The 21,311-nt window shown below is 65.3% G+C and carries 21 protein-coding genes; 13 read left to right on the forward strand and 8 right to left on the reverse strand.

Going from position 1 to position 21,311, the window contains the following annotated elements; genetic code table 11:
* The first annotated feature begins 58 nt into the window (after positions 1-58).
* The 3 genes from ACLBKS_RS07495 (at position 59) to ACLBKS_RS07505 (ending at position 2,592) form a co-directional block, all read left to right on the forward strand.
* A complete protein-coding gene (locus tag ACLBKS_RS07495; protein ID WP_410192170.1) occupies positions 59-1,342 on the forward strand; it encodes a lipoprotein-releasing ABC transporter permease subunit in 1,284 nt (427 codons plus the stop codon).
* Entirely contained in the window at positions 1,335-2,069 is a 735-nt protein-coding gene (gene lolD / locus ACLBKS_RS07500; RefSeq protein WP_410192171.1) for a lipoprotein-releasing ABC transporter ATP-binding protein LolD, read from the forward strand. Before ACLBKS_RS07495 ends, lolD begins: the two co-directional genes overlap by 8 nt.
* A 190-nt stretch (positions 2,070-2,259) precedes the next feature.
* A complete protein-coding gene (locus ACLBKS_RS07505; RefSeq protein ID WP_410192172.1) occupies positions 2,260-2,592 on the forward strand; it encodes a hypothetical protein in 333 nt (110 codons plus the stop codon).
* Between the two features lie 57 nt (positions 2,593-2,649).
* Here ACLBKS_RS07505 and ACLBKS_RS07510 read toward each other — a convergent pair whose 3' ends face one another.
* The 6 genes from ACLBKS_RS07510 to ACLBKS_RS07535 form a co-directional block, all read right to left on the reverse strand.
* Positions 2,650-3,690 carry a VWA domain-containing protein gene (locus ACLBKS_RS07510; RefSeq protein ID WP_410192173.1) on the reverse strand — a complete coding sequence of 347 codons (1,041 nt, stop codon included), beginning with the start codon at positions 3,688-3,690 and terminating at the stop codon, positions 2,650-2,652.
* Positions 3,687-4,658: a DUF58 domain-containing protein gene (locus ACLBKS_RS07515; RefSeq protein WP_410192174.1), complete on the reverse strand. Its 972-nt coding sequence runs from the start codon at positions 4,656-4,658 to the stop codon at positions 3,687-3,689. The genes ACLBKS_RS07510 and ACLBKS_RS07515 overlap by 4 nt, the downstream gene beginning before the upstream one ends.
* Positions 4,659-4,661: 3 nt before the next feature.
* Positions 4,662-5,696, reverse strand: a complete 1,035-nt coding sequence (locus tag ACLBKS_RS07520; protein ID WP_410192175.1) for an AAA family ATPase — start codon at positions 5,694-5,696, stop codon at positions 4,662-4,664.
* A 15-nt stretch (positions 5,697-5,711) separates the two neighbouring features.
* A complete protein-coding gene (locus ACLBKS_RS07525) occupies positions 5,712-6,551 on the reverse strand; it encodes a S1C family serine protease (RefSeq protein WP_410192176.1) in 840 nt (279 codons plus the stop codon).
* A gap of 196 nt (positions 6,552-6,747) precedes the next feature.
* Positions 6,748-7,167: a YchJ family protein gene (locus tag ACLBKS_RS07530; protein ID WP_410192360.1), complete on the reverse strand. Its 420-nt coding sequence runs from the start codon at positions 7,165-7,167 to the stop codon at positions 6,748-6,750.
* Between the two features lie 5 nt (positions 7,168-7,172).
* Positions 7,173-8,186 carry a GNAT family N-acetyltransferase gene (locus ACLBKS_RS07535; RefSeq protein WP_410192177.1) on the reverse strand — a complete coding sequence of 338 codons (1,014 nt, stop codon included), beginning with the start codon at positions 8,184-8,186 and terminating at the stop codon, positions 7,173-7,175.
* Positions 8,187-8,261: 75 nt separating this feature from the next.
* On the opposite strand from ACLBKS_RS07535, the gene ACLBKS_RS07540 reads away from it, so the two are divergent.
* The 8 genes from ACLBKS_RS07540 (at position 8,262) to ACLBKS_RS07575 (ending at position 16,285) form a co-directional block, all read left to right on the forward strand.
* A complete protein-coding gene (locus ACLBKS_RS07540; protein ID WP_410192178.1) occupies positions 8,262-9,143 on the forward strand; it encodes a TatD family hydrolase in 882 nt (293 codons plus the stop codon).
* Positions 9,140-9,640 (forward strand): DNA-deoxyinosine glycosylase, encoded by a 501-nt coding sequence (locus tag ACLBKS_RS07545; protein WP_410192179.1) that lies wholly within the window; start codon positions 9,140-9,142, stop codon positions 9,638-9,640. Before ACLBKS_RS07540 ends, ACLBKS_RS07545 begins: the two co-directional genes overlap by 4 nt.
* A gap of 39 nt (positions 9,641-9,679) precedes the next feature.
* Entirely contained in the window at positions 9,680-10,498 is an 819-nt protein-coding gene (locus ACLBKS_RS07550; RefSeq protein ID WP_410192180.1) for a spermidine synthase, read from the forward strand.
* A 378-nt stretch (positions 10,499-10,876) separates the two neighbouring features.
* Positions 10,877-11,329, forward strand: coding sequence for a tripartite tricarboxylate transporter TctB family protein (locus tag ACLBKS_RS07555; protein WP_410192361.1), 453 nt, complete (start codon positions 10,877-10,879; stop codon positions 11,327-11,329).
* Positions 11,330-11,341: 12 nt separating this feature from the next.
* The gene (locus ACLBKS_RS07560) at positions 11,342-12,853 is read left to right on the forward strand and encodes a tripartite tricarboxylate transporter permease (protein ID WP_410192181.1); all 1,512 of its coding nucleotides are present in this window, start codon (positions 11,342-11,344) and stop codon (positions 12,851-12,853) included.
* Between the two features lie 87 nt (positions 12,854-12,940).
* On the forward strand, positions 12,941-14,563 hold the full coding sequence (locus tag ACLBKS_RS07565) for a gamma-glutamyltransferase family protein (protein WP_410192182.1): 1,623 nt from the start codon (positions 12,941-12,943) through the stop codon (positions 14,561-14,563).
* A 25-nt stretch (positions 14,564-14,588) separates the two neighbouring features.
* Positions 14,589-15,485: a DMT family transporter gene (locus tag ACLBKS_RS07570; RefSeq protein WP_410192183.1), complete on the forward strand. Its 897-nt coding sequence runs from the start codon at positions 14,589-14,591 to the stop codon at positions 15,483-15,485.
* 11 nt (positions 15,486-15,496) lie between these two features.
* Positions 15,497-16,285, forward strand: coding sequence for an SDR family oxidoreductase (locus tag ACLBKS_RS07575; protein ID WP_410192184.1), 789 nt, complete (start codon positions 15,497-15,499; stop codon positions 16,283-16,285).
* Between the two features lie 215 nt (positions 16,286-16,500).
* Here the strand turns inward: ACLBKS_RS07575 and ACLBKS_RS07580 are convergent, their stop codons facing one another.
* Positions 16,501-17,424, reverse strand: a complete 924-nt coding sequence (locus ACLBKS_RS07580) for a DMT family transporter (protein WP_410192185.1) — start codon at positions 17,422-17,424, stop codon at positions 16,501-16,503.
* A 128-nt stretch (positions 17,425-17,552) separates the two neighbouring features.
* On the opposite strand from ACLBKS_RS07580, the gene ACLBKS_RS07585 reads away from it, so the two are divergent.
* Both ACLBKS_RS07585 and ACLBKS_RS07590 read left to right on the forward strand, forming a co-directional pair.
* Positions 17,553-18,548, forward strand: a complete 996-nt coding sequence (locus ACLBKS_RS07585) for a quinone oxidoreductase family protein (RefSeq protein WP_410192186.1) — start codon at positions 17,553-17,555, stop codon at positions 18,546-18,548.
* 40 nt (positions 18,549-18,588) lie between these two features.
* The gene (locus ACLBKS_RS07590) at positions 18,589-19,386 is read left to right on the forward strand and encodes an NUDIX hydrolase (protein ID WP_410192187.1); all 798 of its coding nucleotides are present in this window, start codon (positions 18,589-18,591) and stop codon (positions 19,384-19,386) included.
* Between the two features lie 11 nt (positions 19,387-19,397).
* Here ACLBKS_RS07590 and ACLBKS_RS07595 read toward each other — a convergent pair whose 3' ends face one another.
* On the reverse strand, positions 19,398-21,095 hold the full coding sequence (locus tag ACLBKS_RS07595; RefSeq protein ID WP_410192362.1) for a flagellinolysin: 1,698 nt from the start codon (positions 21,093-21,095) through the stop codon (positions 19,398-19,400).
* Positions 21,096-21,311 lie beyond the last annotated feature (216 nt).

Genomic DNA, 21,311 nt, shown 5'->3' on the forward strand with positions numbered 1-21,311 from the left:
ATTGTCCTGTACAGTCCCACCGCTTCGAGCAATCCACAAAAGAACCGACAGGACCTGCATGGAATGGCCTTATGAACTGAGCCTGGGCTGGCGCTACACGCGCGCCGGCCGGGCGACGCGGCGCAATGGCTTCATCTCTTTCATTTCAGGGGTGTCGATGCTGGGCATCGCGCTCGGGGTGGCCGCCCTCATCATCGTGCTGTCCGTGATGAACGGCTTTCAGAAAGAGGTGCGTGACCGCATGCTGGGCGTGGTGTCGCACATCGAAATCTATTCCGCCGACGGACTGGCCCTGCCGGACGCTGGGCGCACGCTGGAACTCGTGCGCGAGCACCCACAGGTCGTCGGCGCGGCGCCATTCATCGCCGCGCAGGCCTTGCTGGCCCGAGGCGAGGACATGAAGGGCGCGGTGCTGCGTGGCATCGTGCCCGGCCTTGAAGGCCAGGTGACTGATCTCTCTGGGGGAGTGCAAGGGGATGCCCCCAACGCCAGCGTTCTGGCACGTCTGGTGCCCGGTGAATTCGGCATCGTGCTCGGGCGCGAGTTGGCGCGTCAGCTGGGCGTGCGGGTGGGCGATCCGGTGACGCTGATCGCGCCCAGTGGCCAGGTCACGCCCGCGGGCGTGCTGCCGCGCATGAAGCAAATGACGGTGGTGGGCCTGTTCCATTCCGGCCATTACGAATACGACGCGGGCCTGGCGCTGATGCACGTGGCCGACGCTGCGCGCATCTTCCGGCTGGAGGGGGCTACCGGCATCCGCGTGAAGCTCAAGGACTTGCATCAGGCGCGCGATGTTGCTTCCGACCTGATCGTCAGCCTGACCCGGCAGCAGAACCATGACCTGGTGGTGCGCGACTGGACGCAGCAGAACCGCACCTGGTTCGCCGCCGTACAGCTTGAAAAACGCATGATGTTCATCATCCTCACGCTCATCGTTGCCGTCGCGGCCTTCAACCTCGTTTCCACGCTGGTGATGACCGTGACCGACAAGCGCGCCGACATCGCCATCTTGCGCACGCTGGGCGCCAGTCCGGCCAGCATCATGGGGGTGTTCGTGGTGCAAGGCTCGCTGGTGGGCGTGATCGGCACGTTCGCGGGCTTGGCGCTGGGGCTGGGCGTGGCCTTCAACATCGATGTGCTGGTGCCCGCGCTGGAGCGCTTGCTGCACGCCAGCTTCCTGCCCCAGGACATCTACCTGATCAGCCGCATGCCCAGTGAACCGCTGGCCAGCGACATCGTGCCCATCGCCCTGATTTCCCTGGTGCTGGCTTTCGTGGCCACGCTGTACCCGAGCTGGCGTGCCAGCCGCGTGAATCCTGCGGAGGCCTTGCGTTATGAATGAAACCCCGGTGACGTCTTCGCTGGGCGCCCCGCTCACTTCCCCGATGCCTGCGGGCGGTGCCGTTTTGCAGGCCTCGGGATTGCAAAAGCGCTACACCGAGGGGCGGCTCGACGTGACGGTGTTGCGCGGCGTGGATTTGCAGGTCCGCGCTGGCGAGATCCTCGCCATCGTCGGCGCCTCGGGTTCGGGCAAAAGCACGCTGTTGCACTTGCTGGGCGGGCTCGATGCGCCCAGTGCGGGGCAGGTCCGCTTGATGGATCGGGACTTCTCCACCCTGGCGCCATCGGTGCAAGGGCATTTGCGCAACCAACACCTTGGCTTCGTCTACCAGTTCCATCACCTGTTGCCCGAGTTCAGCGCCCAGGACAACGTGGCGATGCCGCTGTGGATTCGCCGGCTGCCCCGCGCTGACGCAGCGCAACAAGCGGCGCGGGTGCTGGAGGCCGTGGGTTTGGGGGCGCGCTTGATGCATCGTCCCTCCGAACTTTCCGGCGGCGAACGTCAGCGCGTGGCGATCGCGCGGGCGCTGGTCACGCGGCCGGCCTGCGTGTTGGCCGACGAGCCCACCGGCAACCTCGACCGCGGCACCGCGGAAGGGGTGTTTGAGCTGATGTTGCGCCTCGCGCGCGAGCAGGGCACGGCCTTCATCGTCGTCACGCACGACGAAACGCTGGCGGCGCGCTGCCAACGCACGCTGCGGCTCGACCGCGGCTTGCTGGTGAATTGAGGTCGACTCGATACCCATCCCGGGATTTCCGCGCAAGCGCCACGCCTATCGACGCTGCGGGTTTACTTTCCCTTTACCCAGGTTTGCACGTGATGCATCGGCGCGCTACAGCCGGGATTCATCATCCGTGCCGAGCGACTGGATGAGGCGTGACCACACGCCCGCGAAACAGGTTCGCGAAGGAGAGCCTATGAACATGCACCCACGTGATGCGGCTGTTCAGACCGCGACGCTCCCGGTTTCGTCCGTGACGGTCGACGCGCTGGCCCGCGAAATCTATGAGACCGCCCCGCCCGCCGTGCGAGCGCGAATGAAGGCGCACGCCTGTGCGCGCGTGGTTCCCGAGTTGGCGGCTGAAGAACGCGCCCGGCTGTTGCGCTTGCTGACGCAGCCGGACCCGGCCATGCTGGCCGAAATCCAGAGTGAGGAGCCTGACTGGGCGAGCTCCGGCGCGGGCGCTGCCTTGCTGTGGATGGTCGAGGTGGACCATCAAGCCCTCAGACCCACGCGTTTCCCTGGCTGAAGTTCACGGAGCGCGGGCACGGCCGAGGACGAGGCGACCTGATCGTCCCGCGGCGCATCAGGCCACGCGATGGAACCACAGCATGGACAGCGTGGCGCTGGCGATCACCAACAAGGCGCCGAGCAGGGCCAGCAATGCGGTGATTTCAGTTTCCTTCTTTTCGATCGTCAGGCGCGAGCTCAGGGTTTCGTAGACCTGCGTCAATGCCTCGGCCGAGGCCGCATGGAAATACTCCCCGCGTGTTTGCTGCGCGATCTGCTTGAGAGACTCCTCGTCCAGACGCGCGTGCATGGACCAGCCCTCGAAGCCCACCGTCACGCCCTCGACCGTGCCCACGCCCACGGTGTAGACACGCACCCCCCGATCAGCGGCCAGCTTGGCGGCTTCCAGTGGGTCGATGCCTGTGGTGCGTTGACCATCGGTGAGCAGAATGACGGCCGCGGAGCCGTAGGAACCGGGGGCCACGGGCGTGGGCGGTGGACTGGGAGGCGGCATGTCCAGGGATTGGCCGCGAGGCTGCCCAGGGCGGCCAGAGGAGAACTGTCCAAGGTCAATGCCTCCCTCGGGAAAGATGGCTGCCAGCGACAGGACGATGCCGTTGCCGATTGCGGTGCCGCGTTGCAGCTGGAAGCGATCGATGGCCGCGTTCAGGTCTTCGCGGTTGGTTGTGGGCAGTTGCGCGATCTGAGCCGAGCCCGCGAAGGCGACGATGCCGACCTTGACGTGGCGCGGCAGGTCGGCCAAAAAAGCCCGGGCCGCGGCCTGCGCGGCTTCCAGACGGTTGGGTTGAACGTCGGTGGCGCGCATGCTGCCCGACACGTCGATGGCCAACATGATGGTCTCTTGCTGGGTGGGCAGGGCGATCCTCGCCAAGGGGCGCGCGGCCGCCAGCAACAGCGAGGTCAGCGCCAGCAGCAACAGGGCGGGCGGCAGGTGCCGTCGCCAGTGCCGCTGGGGCGCCATGGCCTGTTTGATCAGTGACAGGCTGGCGTAGGGCACGACTTGACGGCGTTTGCGCCGCCACAGCCAGACGTACAAGCCCACCAGCATGGGCAGCGCCAGCAGCATGGGCAGCAACGAGGGCCATAGGAAACTCATGCGACCTCCTTGTCGACCAGGCGCAGCCCGCGGTCTGCCCGCGTAACGGCTCCAGGCCGGTTCGCGCCTGCCCGGTTGCGTCCAGCGCGCAGACGGACGAACCGCAGCAGCGCGGGCAGCAGATCGTCATCCGCTGCCAGTTCGAGCAGGTCAAGACCCGCGCGGGCCAGGCTGTCATGCAGGACCTCCTCGCGCTGCGCGGCCAGGTGCGCGAATCGTTCGCGAAACACCGGGTCCTGAGTGTCCACCAGCAGCACTTCCCCGGTCTCCACGTCTTGCAAGGGCAGCAGGCCAAGGTTGGGCAACTGTCGCTCGAGCGGGTCATAGAGGTGCACGGCCACCACATCGTGGCGGCGTGCCAGATGCGCGCAGGGGCGTTCCCATCCCGGTTCACTCAGGAAGTCCGACATCAGGAAGACCGCGCAACGGCGGCGCAGCAGGTGGTTGGCCGCGTCCAGCAGCTCGTGCAGGCGAGTGGGGCCAGCGTCCGTCTGCGCGGTCTGTTCTGGTGAACTTTGCAGCAGGTGCAGCAACCGCAGCACATGCTGGCGGCTGGTGCCAGGCGGCAGGATGGCACGCACGCCCCGGTCATAGATCAAAGCACCGACGCGGTTGCCTCGTCGTGTGATCAGGCGCGCCAGCACGGCGGCGACGTCCGTCAGTTGCGCGCGTTTGGGGCGTTGGCCTGAACCGAAGTTGAGCGAGGCGCTGAGGTCGATCAGGAACCAAGCGCTGAGTTCACGGTCCTCGGTGTGGACGCGCACATGGGGGTGGCCCAAGCGAGCGGTGACGTTCCAGTCGATGTGGCGCACGTCGTCCCCTTCCTGGTACTCGCGCAGATCGGCCAGGTCCAAGCCCGTGCCCCTCAGCAGGGTGCGGTAGTCGCCCTGCAACAGGCCGTCGAGGCGACGCAGCACTGTCCACTCCAGTCGCTGGAGGGTGTGTTCGGGCGCGCTCCGCAGCTGCATGATTCAAGCGGCTTTGTCGTGCGCCACGACCTTGGCCGGCAGTGGCACGCGCGCCATGATCTGGCCGATGAGCGCGTCGCTGTCCAGGCCCTCGCTCAGCGCCTCATAGGATAGGACGAGGCGGTGTCGCAGCACGTCGGCCGCGAGGTCGCCGAAATCCTCGGGCAACGCATAGTTGCGGCCTCGCAGCAGTGCCAGGGCGCGTGCGCCCTCGACCAGGCTCAAGGTGGCGCGTGGGCTGGCGCCAAAACTCAGCAGGCGTTCCAGTTCCGGCAGGCCCGCGCGTTTCGGTTCCCGGGTCGCGGCGACCAAGCGGACGGCGTACTGCACCAGCACCGGGTCGACATACACCGAGCGGCACCAGGCCTGCAGTCGGGCTAGCTGGGCCGTGTCAGCGACCGCGGCGGGCTGCGCGGCGGCTTCGCCGGACACCGCGCCAGTGACGCGCTGGGCGATCACGAATTCCTCTTCTTCGCTGGGATAGTCCACCAGCACCTTGAACATGAAGCGGTCCACCTGCGCCTCGGGCAAGGGGTAGGTGCCTTCGGTCTCGATGGGGTTCTGCGTGGCCATCACCACATAAGGCGAAGGCAGCGCATGGCTCTCGCCCGCGATGGTGACTTGCCGTTCCTGCATGGCTTCGAGCAGGGCGCTTTGCACTTTGGCGGGCGCGCGGTTGATTTCGTCGGCCAGCAGCAAGTTGGCGAACACCGGGCCCAGCACCGTGCCGAACTCGCCCGTCTTCTGGTTGTAAACGCGCGTGCCCACCAGGTCGGCGGGTACCAGGTCAGGTGTGAACTGGATGCGCTTGAACTGCCCCCGCACCACCTGGGCCAAAGTCTTGACGGTCAGCGTCTTGGCCAGGCCCGGCGCACCTTCGACCAGCAGGTGACCTTGGGCCAGCAAGGCCACCATCACGCGTTCCAGAAAACGGTCTTGCCCGACGACCACGCGCTTGACTTCGTACAACATCTGTTCCGTCAGGCGGGCGGCTTGCGCGGCATCCGCCGGCGTGAGGTTCAGGGGGGGAGCGCTCATGGGGAACCTTTCTGCTCAGAAGGGATGCATGCCCACGGCCGTGGCCGCGTTCTCGATGGGCACGGCGAAGCCGATGCCAATGAAAGTGCGCTGGTCGCTCGGGTTCAGGATGGCGGTCACGATGCCGACCACCTGGCCGTCCAGCGTGACCAATGGCCCGCCCGAGTTGCCGGGGTTGGCTGCGGCATCGAACTGGATCAGGTTGCCGATGACCTGCTTGCCCTCGGGCGAGCGGAAACTGCGCCCCAGGCCCGAGACCACGCCGTTGCTCACCGAGGGGCCGATGCCAAAGGGGAAGCCCACGGCGACCACGCCGTCGCCGGGCCGCAGGCCCGCAGTCGAGCGCAGGGTAGCGGGTTCCATATCGTCGGGCACCCGGCGGGCTTGCAGCACTGCCAGGTCGTTCTCGGTCTGGGTGTTGCTGATGTAGGCCGGAGAGCTGCTGCCGTCGAAGAACGTGACCTCGACGCGTTGGGCGCCGGCGACCACGTGCAGATTGGTGAGGATCACGCCGCTGTTGACGATCACCACCCCCGTGCCGACGCCATGGGGTTCCTCGCCGCCCTTGCCATTCGATGTGAAGCTTTGCACGCGCACGACCGCAGGCGCTATCGCGGCCGCGGCCCGTGCGGCGGGCGAGGGCAGCACGGCCGTCTCCAGCGTCTTGAGCACGGCGGCGTCGATGTCCTGTTGCGTGAGTTTGCGCTCAGTGGGCTGGGGCCACAGGGTCTGGATCAGCAGGCCCAGCAGGGCCGCTACTGCCAGTCCGCGCCAGAAATGCGGTCGCACTCGCTGCGACCACCCGGCAAGCAGCCTGGGAAGCGCACTCGACGGCAGATCTGGCGGCACACGCATGATCGGCTCCTGCGGAAGGGGATGACGAGACGGTAGCACGGACGGGTGGTTTTTGCAGCCCCCGTGATGTACGGGGGTAAGTGCAGAGCCGCGACCGTCACATGCAACGTGGACCGGCGCGCATCGCACCGCCAAGCGTGGGTCTGCCGCCCCAGGGGACCCGCGAAGCTCGTTGACCAGGCCGGTATCGCGTGTTTCAGGCTCGGAATTCGCCGTCGAGGTAGAACCAGCGACCCGCGATGCGGAGGAATCGGCTGACTTCGTGCAGGCGGGTGGCACGCCCGCCCAGCTTGCTGCGTGCCACGAACTCCACCGTGCCGCGGTCGCCATCTTCCTGTGCTGCGCGCACCTCCAGGCCCAGCCACCGCGTCGCGGGGTCAAGATGCAGCGCAGCCGGACGCGTGTCTGGATGCCAAGTGGCCAGCAGGTAGTCCTTGCGTCCAAGCACAAAGGCGCTGTAGCGAGAGCGCATCAGCGCCAAGGGGCTGGGTGCCGGAGGCGCCAACGGGCTGGCGGACTGCGGGCTGTCGTCCTCTGGGGCCTTCCCGTGCCAGCGTTCGCAGCAGCTCGCGTAGCGCAAGCCTCTGCCACAGGGGCAGTGGGTCGTGGCCGGCATGTTCGTCATAGCCGCAACTCCCAGGTTTCACCGACCAGGCGCTGGCCGAAGCTCTCGTGCGGCTCGCTGGCGATGAGCTTGTAGCCCGCCTGGGCGTAAAGGGCGCGCGCGGGGATGAGAATGCTGTTGGTCCACAACCGGATGCGCTCATAACCGGCCGCTCGCGCGAATCGTGTGCACTCGTCCACCAATTGCTTGCCGATGCCTAAGCCCCGTGCTGCGGGTTCCACGATCAACAGGCGCAGCTGGGCCACGCCGGGCTCAGGCTGTCCCCGGGTTTCGTCCTGCGCCTGCACGAGGAAAACGCAGCCCAATGGGGGGCCTGGGGCATGGGCCGTGTCGCCGGTTGCCTCCGGGGTGAGCGAGGTGTCGATGCGCTCGGCGATCCAGGCGCATTCGCGCCGGGGGTCCAAGTGATCGATGTAGTCCGCGCCGATGCGCGCGACCATGGCCTCGAAGCGGGCATCCCAACCGTGCTCCTGTGCGTACAGCGCGGCGTGGCGCGAAATCATCCAGCCGACGTCGCCCGGGCGCAGTCCGCGCAAGCGCACGGTGCCCGTTTGACGACGATCCAGCAAGGATTCGATGCGCTGGGCGGCGTACAGCAGCTCCTGCTGCTCGCTTTCCGACAGCGGCGCGAGCAAGGCGCTCATCTGAGCTTGGGCGCGTTGCTCCAGCGGCGCCAGTGCGCGTTGGCCTGCCAGGGTGAGGGTCAGCAAGGTTTGTCGGCCGTCGTGCGCCGCGCGCTCGGCCTTCACCAGCTTGCGCTCTCGCAGGCCGGCAACCAGGCGGCTCAGGTAGCCCGCGTCCAGTTGCAGGGTTTCCGCTAGCGCTGTGGCGGTCAAACCAGGCGTGTGCGCCAGTTCCCAGAGCACGCGCGACTCGGGCAGGGAAAACGACGATGCCAGCAGGCGATCCTGCAGCACGCCGATGCGGCGCGTGTAAAAGCGGTTGAAGGCGCGCAGGGTCGCGGCGCGGTTGGCCGAGGTCGGGTCGGCCGATGGGGAGGCGTGGTTCATGAGGCCAGTGTGGCGTAAATACTTGCTTTTGGCAAGTATTCAGCCGGATCGTCCGCTTGCGGCATCATCCTTGCCATGACGTCGCCTCGAGACACCTTTATCGACACACACGCGCACCTTGACGCGCCCGAGTTCGTGTCGGACCTCGCCGAGGTGCGGGCTCGCGCACGTGACCGGGGCGTGATGTGTTGCGTGCTGCCCGCGGTGCAAGCGCGCGATTTCGAACGCGCGCGTGCCCTGGCACACGAGTTCGGTGATGCTTACGCCCTGGGCATCCATCCCCTGTTCGTGCCAGCGGCCGAAGATGACGATTTGGCCCGCCTGGACCAAGCTCTGACGCGGCATCGGGACGATCCTCGGCTGGTGGCCGTGGGCGAGATCGGGTTGGACCTGTTCGTGCCCGCCTTGTGCGAGGAACCCTTGCGGACGCGGCAGTTGTTCTTCTACCGGGAGCAACTCAAGCTCGCGAAAAAGCACCGCCTGCCGGTCATCCTGCATGTGCGGCGTTCGGCCGACCTGCTGCTCAAGGGCTTGCGGGATTTTGCTGAGCCGGGTGAGTCCTGGCATGGCATCGCGCACGCCTTCAATGGCAGCTTGCAGCAGGCGCAGGCTTTCATCGCCCTGGGGTTCAAGCTGGGCTTTGGCGGTGCGCTCACCTATGAGCGCGCCACGAAACTGCGGGAGTTGGCGCGTGTCTTGCCGCTGGAGGCCGTGGTGTTGGAAACCGATGCGCCAGATATCCCTCCGCACTGGCTTTACACCACGGCTGCGCAACGCGATCAAGGCCTGGCCCAGGGGCGCAACGAGCCCGGCGAGTTGCCGCGCATCGCGCAGGTTCTGGCCGAGTTGCGTGGCTTGGAACTTGCCCAGTTGGCGCGCGACACGCGGGCCAATGCCTTGGCGGCTTTGCCTCGCTTGCGCACCCTTTTGGGGGCGACCGATCTTGCAACGTCATGACGCGACTGACCGGCTTGGCGCCCATCGTCGGCCCGGAGACACGCCTGTTGGTTTTGGGCAGTTTCCCCAGTGTTGCCTCCCTGCGCGACCAGCAGTATTACGCGCATCCGCAGAACCATTTCTGGAAAATCCTCCAGGCGCTGTGGCCTGAGTTCCCTCTGCCCGAGGTCAGCGATTACGCGGCGCGTTGCGCCTGGGTACGGGCTCGGGGTCTGGGCATTTGGGATGTGTACGCGAGCTGTGAGCGGCAGGGTAGCTTGGACAGCGCGATCCGAGATGCCGTGGTGAATGACTTTTCGGCGCTAGTGGCCACCTGCCCGCAACTCAAGGTGATCGCGCACAACGGCGGAGAAAGTTTCAAGCATGCCAAGCACACGGCGGCGCTGGGCTTGCCGGTCGTGCGACTGCCGTCCAGCAGTCCTGCCAATGCAAGTTGGAGCCTGGAGCGCAAGCGGGCCGCCTGGTACGACGCGGCCGTCCAAGCCGGACTGCTCTGAGGCGACGCGGGCAGGCGTCGCGTAGATAATGCCGGCACCTTGAAAGCAGCATCCGTTCCTTACCTGCCCGACGTCCAGTTTTCCGACGAAGGGCGCATTCGACACCTGCACCTGGACAGCATCTGGATCCAGGGCTCCATGGATTTGCGTGACCCGGTGCGCCTGGTGCACGAGTATGTGCAACGCATGATGGCCTGGTTGCTGTTCGTGGAGCCTGACAGCGTGCAACGTCGGCGCGCCATGCAATTGGGCCTGGGGGCGGGTTCGCTGACGAAGTTCTGCGTCAAGGTGTTGCGCATGCCGACCACGGTCATTGAGCTGAACCCTGGCGTGTTGAATGCTTGTCGGGGCTGGTTCCACCTGCCCGAGCCAGGGCCTCTGCTGGAAATCGTCCTGGCGGATGCGGAGCGGGAAATTGATGATCCCAAGTGGTGGGGCACGGTGGACGCCTTGCAGGTCGACCTCTATGACCACGAGGCTGCTGCACCCGTGCTCGACAGCGTGGCGTTCTATGCCGGGTGCCGACGTCTCTTGACCGAGCAGGGCTGCATGACGGTCAACCTGTTTGGCCGCCGCGCGAGTTTCCATCAGAGCGTGGCTCGCATGGCAGAGGCATTTGGGCGCTCGGCGCTGTGGCGCTTCAAGGCCACCCGCGAGGGCAATACCGTGGTACTGGCTTTCAATGGCGCAACGGGCGGCGGTGATCCAGGAGCCGTGCTGCGCGAGCGCACGGCACGGGTCGCCTTGAGTGCGCGTGCCGAGGCGATCGAGGCGCGCTGGGGTCTGCCCGCGCTGAAATGGTTGAAAGGCTTGGAGCCAGTGTTTGACACCGAGACCCCCTCACCCCAGAAGGACTGAGGGGCTGTGGGGCGTGTGGTGAGCGGGCTCCCTGGCCTCGACTTGCCACGATCGAGGCTTCGTGGGTGTGCAAGCAGGGGCGATGCGAGCGCCCCACACAAGTGGGTGAGCAAAACGTAAAGAAGCGTAAAGAGGGATTGTTCGCATCCCGCAATAAGCGACATGATGGGTCACGATGCCGTCGCGGAGCCCCGGTTTGCCGGTGAAATGCATAGGCTTGACGGGAGAAGCAAGGGTTTATAGGGAGAATCCAGAACAAATCCCTAGGGTGATCAGGTGCAGAATGTGCCCCTTTTGGGCTGGGGGTTATCCCCGGCCGGTTCAGGAGAAGTTTGCGTGAAAGTGATCAAGAGCGAGAAGGATTTCTTCTCGGGCCTGATGTTTGTCATCGTGGGCGGCGCCTTTGCGATTGGCGCGAGGGAATACACCATAGGAACCGGCGCGCGCATGGGGCCGGGCTATTTCCCGCTTCTGCTGGGCATCTTGCTGACCGTGCTGGGCTTGCTCGTGATGATCAAGGGCTTGCGCAAGTCCCAGGATGGCGCGGGTGACAAACTGGGCAAGGTGGCTTGGAAACCGCTGGTGTTCGTGATCAGCGCCAACTTGTTGTTCGGGGTGTTGTTGGGCGGGCTTCCCATCATCGGTCTGCCGTCTTTTGGTTTGATCGTCGCCATCTATGCGCTGACCATCGTCGCTGGCATGGCTGGCGAGCACTTCTCTCTCAAGGGTTCGCTGATTTTGTCCACCATTCTGGCCGTTGCCAGCTACGTGGCGTTCGTGAAGCTGCTGAATCTGCAGTTCCAGGTCTGGCCCGCATTCATCACCGGTTAAGGGGTCCGCATCATGGAATTGTTTGATCACCTGTCGATGGGTTTTGGCGTTGCCTTTACCTTTCAGAACCTCATCTACGCTCTGATCGGTTGCGTGCTGGGCACACTGATCGGCGTGCTGCCGGGCGTGGGCCCCGTGGCCACCATCGCCATGTTGCTGCCCGCCACCTACGCCTTGCCGCCGGTGGCCGCGCTCATCATGCTGGCCGGCATTTATTACGGCGCGCAGTACGGCGGCTCGACCACGGCCATTCTGGTCAATCTGCCGGGCGAGTCTTCCTCGGTCGTCACCGTCATCGATGGCTACCAGATGGCCCGCAAAGGCCGGGCCGGGCCCGCTCTGGCCGCCGCCGGGATTGGCTCCTTCTTCGCAGGTTGCGTGGGAACTTTGGTGCTGGCGGCTTTCGCGGTGCCTCTGACGGAAGTGGCTTTCAAGTTCGGCCCTGCGGAGTATTTCTCGCTGATGGTGCTGGGCCTGATCGGTGCCGTCGTGCTGGCCTCGGGTTCCTTGCTCAAGGCGATTGCGATGATCGTGCTCGGTCTGTTGCTGGGTCTGATCGGCACGGACGTGAATTCAGGCGTTGCGCGTTACAGCTTCGATATTCCCGAGCTGACGGATGGCATCGGTTTCATCGTGATCGCCATGGGTGTGTTCGGTTATGGCGAGATCATCCAGAACCTTTCTCACTCGGAAGAGAAGCGGGAAGTGTTCACGGGCAAGGTCAAGAACATCTACCCGACGCTTCAAGACCTGAAGCTGATGGCACCGGCCGTGTTGCGCGGCACCACGCTGGGCGCTTGCTTGGGCATTCTGCCGGGCGGCGGCGCGCTGTTGTCGTCCTTCGCGGCCTACACGCTGGAAAAGAAAACCAAGCTCAAGCCGGGCGAAGTGCCCTTCGGTCAAGGCAATATCCGCGGTGTCGCGGCGCCCGAATCCGCCAACAATGCAGGTTCTCAGACTTCTTTCATTCCCCTGTTGACGCTGGGCATTCCGCCCAACCCGGTGATGGCGCTGATGGTGGGGGCCATGACCATCCACAACATCCAGCCGGGTCCGCAGGTGATGACCAGCAACCCCGAGCTGTTCTGGGGTCTGATCGCGTCCATGTGGATCGGCAACTTGATGCTGATCATCCTGAATCTGCCGTTGATCGGGATGTGGATCAAGTTGCTGGCTGTGCCCTACAAGTGGCTGTTTCCGTCCATCGTGCTGTTCTGCGCGATTGGCGTCTACTCCACCAATAACAACACCTGGGACATCTGGATGGTGGCTTTGTTCGGCATCGTCGGGTACGGCTTCATCAAGTTGGGCGTGGAGCCCGCCCCCTTGCTGCTGGGTTTCATCCTCGGACCCATGATGGAAGAGAATCTGCGGCGCGCCTTGCTGCTGTCACGAGGGGACTGGGCTGTGTTGTTGACCCGGCCGATTTCCGCGAGCTTGCTGGCCGTGGCTGCCTTGCTGCTCATCATCGTGCTCTTGCCTGCGGTCAAGTCCAAACGCGAAGAAGCGTTTGTCGATGACTGATAAGCTCGGGTGAGCAGACCCACAAGTAAAAAACGGCGCTGCGGCGCCGTTTTTTTCTTTCTCCCAGTTCCTGCAGAGAGCCACGCTATGTCCTTCAGCTACAGCAATCCTTACCCCAGCACGCGCCTGCCGGTGTTTGCTCGCAACATCGTTTCCACCTCGCATCCTCTGGCCGCCCAGGCTGGCCTGCGCATCCTGCAACGGGGCGGCAATGCCGTGGATGCCGCCATCGCCGCGGCGGCGGCCATGACCATCGTGGAGCCGGTGAGCAATGGCTTGGGCAGCGATGCCTTCGCCATTCTCTGGGATGGTCAGCAACTGCATGGCCTCAACGCATCGGGTCGCGCGCCGCAGACCTGGACGCCCGACTACTTCCGCCGCAAGTACGGCGCCGATGCGCTGAACCCGCCCAAGCGGGGCATGGACAGCGTGACCGTGCCGGGTGCGGTGGCTGGCTGGGTGGCCCTGAGCGAGCGCTTCGGCAAGCTGCCTTTCGCCGATCTGATGGCGCCTGCCATCGACATTGCCGAGCGCGGTTATCTGATGCCGGTGGTGGTGCAGCAGAAATGGGCCGCAGCCACGCCCGAGCTGCAAGGCCTGCCGGGTTTTGCAGCGAACTTCCTCCCCTGGGGCCGCGCGCCCGAGGTGGGTGAGCTGTTCAAGTTCACGGCCGCGGCGCGCGGCCTGCGCGCCATCGCCGACACCAAGGGTGCGGCTTTTTATGGCGGTGAAATCGCCGAGGCGATCGTCAAGTTCTCGGTACAAAACGGCGGTAGCCACGCGGTGAGCGACTTCGCGAACTACAAGCCGGAATGGGTGAAACCGATCTCTCAGGATTACCGTGGCCACACCTTGCACGAGATTCCGCCCAATGGCCAGGGCATCACGGCCTTGATCGCCTTGGGCATCCTTGCCCAATTCGACCTCAAGAGCCTGCCCGTGGACAGCACCGCTTCGCAGCATCTGCAGATTGAGGCCATGAAGCTCGCCTTCGCGGATGTCTACCGCTACGTGGCCGAGCCGGGCAAGATGGAGGTGACGGCGGCGCAGCTGCTGGACCCGGCCTACCTGGCTCAGCGCGCCAAGTTGATCGACATGAAGAAGGCGCAGGATTTCGGTGCCGGCAACCCGGTCAAGGGCGGCACCATCTACCTGACCGCGGCCGACGAGAGCGGCATGATGGTCAGCTTCATCCAGAGCAACTTCATGGGGTTTGGCTCGGGCTGCGTGGAGCCGACCTTTGGCATCAGCCTGCAGAATCGCGGCCACGGCTTCACGCTGGACGCCAAGGCCGCAAACCCTGCCAATCTGGTCGCGCCGGGCCAGCGGCCCTTCCACACCATCATCCCGGCCTTCCTCACCAAGAATGGTCAGCCCGTGATGAGCTACGGCGTGATGGGCGCCAACATGCAGCCGCAAGGCCATGTGCAGACCCTCGTGCGCATGCTGGACTACGGCCAGAACCCGCAGACTGCCTGCGACGCGCCGCGCTGGCGCTACAACGCGGGGCTGGAGATCAACGTCGAGCAGCAGATGCGCGCCGACACCGTGGCCGGTCTGGCCGCCTTGGGCCACCGCATGGAAGTCATCAACGACAACTACCAGGATTTCGGCGCGGGCCAGTTCATCTGGCGCATGGGCGATCCGGGTGTCGAGGGCTACATGGCCGCCAGCGATGCTCGGCGTGATGGCTTGGCCGCAGGCTACTGAGTCAGCGCATGTCGAAAGTGTGTTGATGCAGGCGGCGCTCTCAAACAAAGGAGACCGGGCCACCGGTCTGGTCTATGCCACCGTGGGCGCGGTGGCCTTCAGCGGCAAGGCCATCATCGTCAAGCTGGCCTACCGCCACGGCGTGGACGCGGTCACGCTGCTGATGTACCGCATGCTGTTTGCCTTGCCCATTTTCCTGGGCATGGCCTGGTGGAGCGGTCGGGGCCAGGCCCCGCTGACCCGCAAGGACTGGCTGGGCATCCTGGGTCTTGGGCTCACCGGCTACTACCTCGCGAGCTTCCTTGATTTCGCCGGTCTGGCCTACATCACGGCCTCGCTGGAGCGGCTGATCCTCTACCTCAACCCGACGATCGTCATGTTGCTGGGCTGGCTGCTCTATCGCAAGGAAGTCACCGCGCGGCAGATGCTGGCCATGGCCATCAGCTACGCGGGCGTGCTCCTGGTCTTCGGGCACGAGGTGAGCTTGCAGGGCAGCCATGTGCTGCTGGGCGTGCTGCTGGTCTTCGGCAGCGCGATCAGCTATGCGGTCTACCTGGTTTACAGCGGTCAGATGGTGCAGCGCCTGGGCACCCTGCGGCTCGTGGGTTGGGCGACCTCGGCCGCGTGCGTGTTCTGCATCGCGCAGTTCCTGCTGCTGCGGCCGGTCTCGGCCATGCTGGTGGCCCAGCCGGTGCTCTGGCTTTCCTTGCTCAACGCCACGGCCTGCACGGCCGTGCCCGTGCTGCTGGTGATGATGGCGATCAAGCGCATCGGACCGGCGGCCGCGGCCCAGGCCGGCATGGTCGGCCCGCTGTCCACCATCCTGATGGGCGCGCTGCTGCTCGATGAGCCGCTGACCTTGTGGGTGCTGGCCGGCACGGCGCTGGTGCTCAGCGGAATTTTTCTTTTCAGCAAAAAATAAAAGGAATCACCATGGATTTGGGCATTAAGGGCAAATGGGCGCTGGTGGGTGGCGCGAGCAAGGGCCTGGGCTACGGCTGCGCGCACGCGCTGGCCAAGGAGGGCGTGAACGTCGTCATCGTCGCGCGCGGCAAGGATGCCTTGCTCGACGCAGCGACCCGGCTGAAGTCGGAGTGCCCGGGCGTTGAAGTCATCGCCGTGCCGGTGGACATCACCACGCCCGAGGGGCGCGCGGCGATCTTCGCCGAACGCAAGGACTACGACATCGTGGTCACCAACGCGGGAGGCCCACCGCCCGGTGATTTCCGCAGCTGGGATCGCGAGGCCTGGATCAAGGCCGTGGATGCCAACATGCTCACGCCCATTGAGCTGATCAAGGCCACCATCGACGGCATGGCCGTGCGGGGCTATGGGCGCATCGTCAACATCACCTCCAGCGCGGTCAAGGCGCCCATCGACATCCTGGGCTTGTCCAATGGCGCGCGCAGCGGTCTCACGGGATTCGTCGCGGGCTTGGCGCGCAACCCGCAAATCGCTGGCAAGGGCGTGACGCTCAACAACCTGTTGCCCGGTGCCTTTGATACGGATCGCTTGAAAGCCACCATGGTGGGCGCCGTGCAGAAGACCGGCAAAACGCTGGAAGAAGTGGCCGATGCCCGCCGCCAGACGATCCCCGCCCGCCGCTTCGGTTCTTCCGAGGAGTTCGGCGCCATCTGCGCTTTCCTGTGCAGCGTGCAGGCGGGCTACATCAATGGCCAGAACGTGTTGGCCGATGGCGGGGCTTATCCGGGCACGTATTGAGGCTCACCCCCAGGCCCCGCGCCTCGTTGGGCGCTGCGCCGGGTGCCTACGCCAGAGGCGTGGGCCCTTCGGTCTGTCCAAGCCTGCGCAGGCAGGCTTGGAGCCGCAAACCTCGGCCCCTTGCAGGGGGCCGCTCCCAGTCGCCCGGCAAAGCCGGTTCCACGGGAGCCTGCGGTTTTGGAGGGCACCGATGCAAAGGCGCTTGCGCTGGCCAGTTATCGCTTTGATGCAACCATCACGCCACCGATCAGCAGCAGGAAGGCTGCGCCGTGGTAGAGCTGCGGCATTTCACCCAGTAGTAGCGCTGAGAGCATGGCGGTGAAGAAGGGAATGAAGCAGATGAAAAAGCTGGCGATGGTGGGGCCCGCCCGCCGCACCGCCGCGCCCCAGGAACGGTAGGCCAGAACAGCCGGGCCGATCACCACGAAGAGCAAGGCGAGGCCCAGTGGCCAGCCCCAAACGATGGGGTGGTCGGAGAGCGCGGTTTCGCCCACCGCGAAGAGGCCGGCCCAGACCGAGCCGTACAGGGTTTGAGCGAACAGGAAGGCGGCCCAGTCGCCCCGGATGGCCTGAGGTTCACCCTGGGGCCGAACCAGCATCCAGCTGTAGATGGCCCAGCAGATGGTGGCCATCAAGATGTAGAAGTCACCCGGCAACAGGTGGAAGTTGCGCAGTGTGTCCAGGCTGCCACGGCTGAGCACGAGCACCACGCCCGCGATGGACAGCAACGAACCCGCCATCTGGCGGCGCGAGACCGGTTCCTTGAAGAAGACGCGGCCCACCAGCTGCATCCAGATCGGCATGCTGCTGCCCACCAGGGTCATGTTGATGGGCGATGAGGTTTGCAGCGCCATGTACTGCAGCGCGTTGTAGGCGCCCACGCTGAAGAGACTCAGCCAGGCAAAGCGCCAGCGATGCGCCCACAGTCCACTGCCGGGGCTTAGGACCCAGGCGGCCAGAGGCAGCAGCACGAGGCTGGCCAGCGACCAGCGCAGGAAGTTGAACATCAGGGGCGGCACCAGGTCCACGACCAAGCGGCCGACGATGGCATTGCCAGCCCAGAGGATCTGCGGCAAAGTGAGCAATGCGAGGGTGGAGAGGGTGAGGCTGTGGGAGCGAGCGTTGGATGCGTCTGACATGACCCGCACTGTAGCAAGCGCGCAGCCTGTGCCCGCGCCACGGTGTCGCGCAGGGGCGCCATGCCACTGCGACACATCGGGCGGCCCCTTAGAATGCCTCGGCTTTTGCAACGAGGAGATGTTTCCCCATGAGTGAGATCCGTTCCCGCGCTGTTCGCATCGACAAGAGCGGCGGCCCGGAAGAGATGAAGGTGGTCGAGGTGTGGGTGGGCGAACCGGGTCCGGGCGAAATCCGCATCCGTCACCACGCGGTCGGTCTGAATTTCATCGACGTCTACCAGCGCACGGGTCTTTACCCTTTTCCCATGCCTCTGCAATTGGGCATGGAGGGCGCTGGCGTGGTGGAAGCCGTGGGCGCCGGTGTCACGCATCTCAAGGTCGGAGACCGCGCGGCCTACGCCAGCCAGCCGCCGGGCGCCTATTGCGATGTGCGCGTGATGCCCGCGAAATGCGTCTGCAAGTTGCCCGACAGCATTTCCTTCGAGACCGGCGCGGCCATGATGCTCAAGGGCCTGACCGCGCAATACCTGCTCAGGAAGACACTGCCGGTCGACGGACTGCAGCGCGGTGACTTCGTGCTTTTCCATGCGGCCGCGGGCGGCGTGGGCCAGATCGCCTGCCAGTGGGCGCGTGAGCTGGGCTTGCAACTGATCGGCACCGCGGGCTCCGACGCGAAGTGCGCCTTGGCCAAGGCCAACGGGGCGGCGCACGTGATCAACTACAACACCGAGGACTTCCTGGTGCGCGTCAAAGAAATCACCGGGGGGCAGGGCGTGAAGGTGGTCTACGACAGCGTGGGCAAGGACACCTGGGACAAATCCCTGGACTGCCTGCGGCCCTTCGGGCTGATGGCGAGTTTTGGCAACTCCTCGGGTTCACCCGTGCCCTTCGCTCCGGGGCTGCTGGGGCCCAAGGGCTCCATCTATGTGACGCGCCAGACCTTGTTCACCCACATCGCCACGCGCGAGAGCACCCAGGCCATGGCGGACGAGCTGTTCGCGGTCGTGGCCAGTGGCAAGGTGAAAATCAACATCGACCAGCGTTACAAGCTGGAAGACGTGCAGCAGGCTCACCGCGACCTCGAGGCGCGCAAGACCACGGGTAGCACGATCTTGACGCTGTGATTCGAGGCGCGTGCTTGATGTGGACCCGGAGTCCGTCTCAATGACGGAGCTGCTGCGCTACCAGCGCGCCCCCTTGCGAGTGCGTGATCCGTTGTGGCTGCGCATAGGTGCGGCGGCGCCCCTGCGCATTGGCTCGGTCGTGCCCGAGGTGGCGCACGCGCTGGCCCTGGCCTCTTTCGAGGCGGGTTGGTGCATCCACGCCTTCAGCCGTCCTGATGCGACGTTGGCCACCTTGGCGCAAACCTTGCGCGAGCGTGGCTTGCTCGGTGCCTGGCGTGACGAATTGCTGCCGGTGCATCCCGATTCGGAGGGCGTGCAACTCGGCGAACCCGTCGCTCGGATCGAACGCGCCGCCGTGCGCGCGCTGGGCATCGCCACACGCGCGGTGCACCTGCACGGCGTGTCCGTCCGCGAAGGCGAACCCCAGGGGATCTGGGCACAACTGAGGTCCAAGGACAAAGCCAATGACCCGGGGCTGTGGGACACCTTGATGGGGGGGATGGTCAGCGCGGCGGATACGCTGGAGCAGGCCCTGGCCCGCGAGACCTGGGAAGAAGCCGGGCTCAGGCTGGATGTCCTGCACGATGTGGTTTACGCGGGCGTGCTCGATATCCGCAAGCCCAGCGACGGCGTCACTGGGGTGGGCTACACGGTGGAGCGCATCGACTGGTACCGTTGCACGGTGCCGCTGGGGGTCGAACCCGTCAACCAGGATGGCGAAGTGGAGCGCTTCGAACTCGTGTCCCCTCATCGCGTGCGCGCGGACGTGGCGGCGGGGCGGTACACGCTGGAAGCAGCGCTGATACTCGCGCCGGATCTGATTCAGCCAGCAGGCTGAGCTTTGCGCCGCTAACGCAGCAACGCCAGCACGCCCTGAGGGGTCTGGTTGGCCTGCGCCACCATGGCGGTGCCCGCTTGCTGCAGCACTTGCGCGCGCGACAGCGCGGCGGTTTCCCGTGCGAAGTCCGCATCCACGATGCGCGAGCGGCTCGCGCTCAGGCTCTCGGCGGAGATCTGCAGGTTGGCGATGGTTTGCTCCAGGCGCGACATCTGCCCCCCTAAATTGGCGCGCAGGCGGCTGGTGTATTCCAGCGCCTGATCCATGCGCAAAATGGCCTTGCTGGCGCCGTTGACGTCGCTGATGTCCACATCCGTCAGATTCAGCGCGCCCAGGTTCATGCCACCGATGGCCGCGTCGATGGTCTGCTTGGCGTTGGCCCCGATGTGAAAGCGCAGGATATTGCCGGTGCCGCCCCCGCTGCTTTCTTCCCACTCCTTCCAGACTTCGTTGAAGCCCGACAGTACATTGGTGCCGATGGTGCTGCCAACGTCGTTGACGATGTCTTCCGCGCTCATGGACGGGCCACCATCCACATCCGTGCCTCCGATGGCCCCGGTGTCGGCGTTGCCGAAATTGAAGGTCGAGATGAACGCCGCTTTGTTGGCGTTGAAGTCGGCCACGAAAGCGGCCGTGCTGGCGTACGACGTCACGGCCGCGAATGCGTCGTCCAGGGTTTGACCGGGCGTGCCCTGCAGGTACTGCAGCATGTCCTTGACGCCGTTGCCGCCCGTCATGGTGTGCAGGTAGCGCACGGCGGTGTAGGCCGACGAATAGTCCACGCTGGTGCCGCCCCAGGCCGAGATGTTGTCGGCCAAGGTGGCGGGCACACCATCGGCCTGCACCCGTTCGTCAGCGCCATGGATGAATTCGGCCACGCCTTCCAGGAACCAGGTGGCGCCACCATCGTTGGCCAGTTCGCCCCAGCTCTGCCCCGTGGCCATGATGGCGTGCACCATTTCATGGGCAATGATGCGGTCGCTGTAGAACGGCGCCGTGCCTCCGTTGGGCAGGTTCGGCGGAACGAAATCCGCCATGTCGATTTCCAGCGTGATGTTGGTGCCCGGGCCACTGGGGCCGACGAGCGACGTGACCCTCGCCGCGGTGCCGCCCGCGCCATCGGTGAAGACGCTCAGGTCGATGGTGAAAGTGTTGCCGCTGCCCGCGATGCCATAGGCGGCCTGGATCATCTTCTCGGTGTTTTCCAGCCAGCCGCCTTGCAGTCCCTCGATCACCGCGTCCTTGTCCAAGTCACCCGTGGTGCCACCGCCCACCATCTTGTTGCGGAACTGGTCGAACACCTTGAGTGTGTTGAATTCGGTGGTCACGCCCACCCGGTCAATCTCGGCCAGCAATTGGCTCACCTCCAACTGCAAGGACCGCCGGTCCGACGCCGAATTGGTCGCGTTGGCGGACTGGATCGACAGTTCACGTATGCGCTGTAGCGCACCGGACACGTTCGAAATGGCGCCTTCGGCCGTTTGAAGCAGCGACACCGCGTCGTTCGCATTGCGCATGGCCTGCTGCTGCCCGCGGATCTGGCTGGTGAAGCGTTCCGAGATGGCCAGGCCCGCGGCATCGTCGCGGGCGCTGTTGACGCGCAGGCCGCTGGACAAGCGCTGGATCGTGGTCGTGAACGCGGCATCGCTGCCGGCCAGATTCCTCCGGGCCGTCAGCGACAGCATGTTGGTGTTGATCGTCAGAGCCACGGGCTGCGCGGGTTGGATGTGTCCTCGGGGGCCGTCTTCCTCGATCATTCCGGCCACGACACAAGCCGCCGGTCAGAAACAGGCGGGCAGATGAGGGGGCCTCATCCTCGTTTTCGGCGCGCCTGAGGGCAACTTGAGGGTTTGATTCGCGGAAAAGCGGGGTGCCCCGGGCGCCGAGAGGGCGCTGCCGGAGAACCCAAGGTGAGCCCGCTCGGA

It is taken from the genome of Hylemonella sp. W303a, assembly GCF_046452315.1.
Taxonomy (GTDB): domain Bacteria; phylum Pseudomonadota; class Gammaproteobacteria; order Burkholderiales; family Burkholderiaceae_C; genus Hylemonella.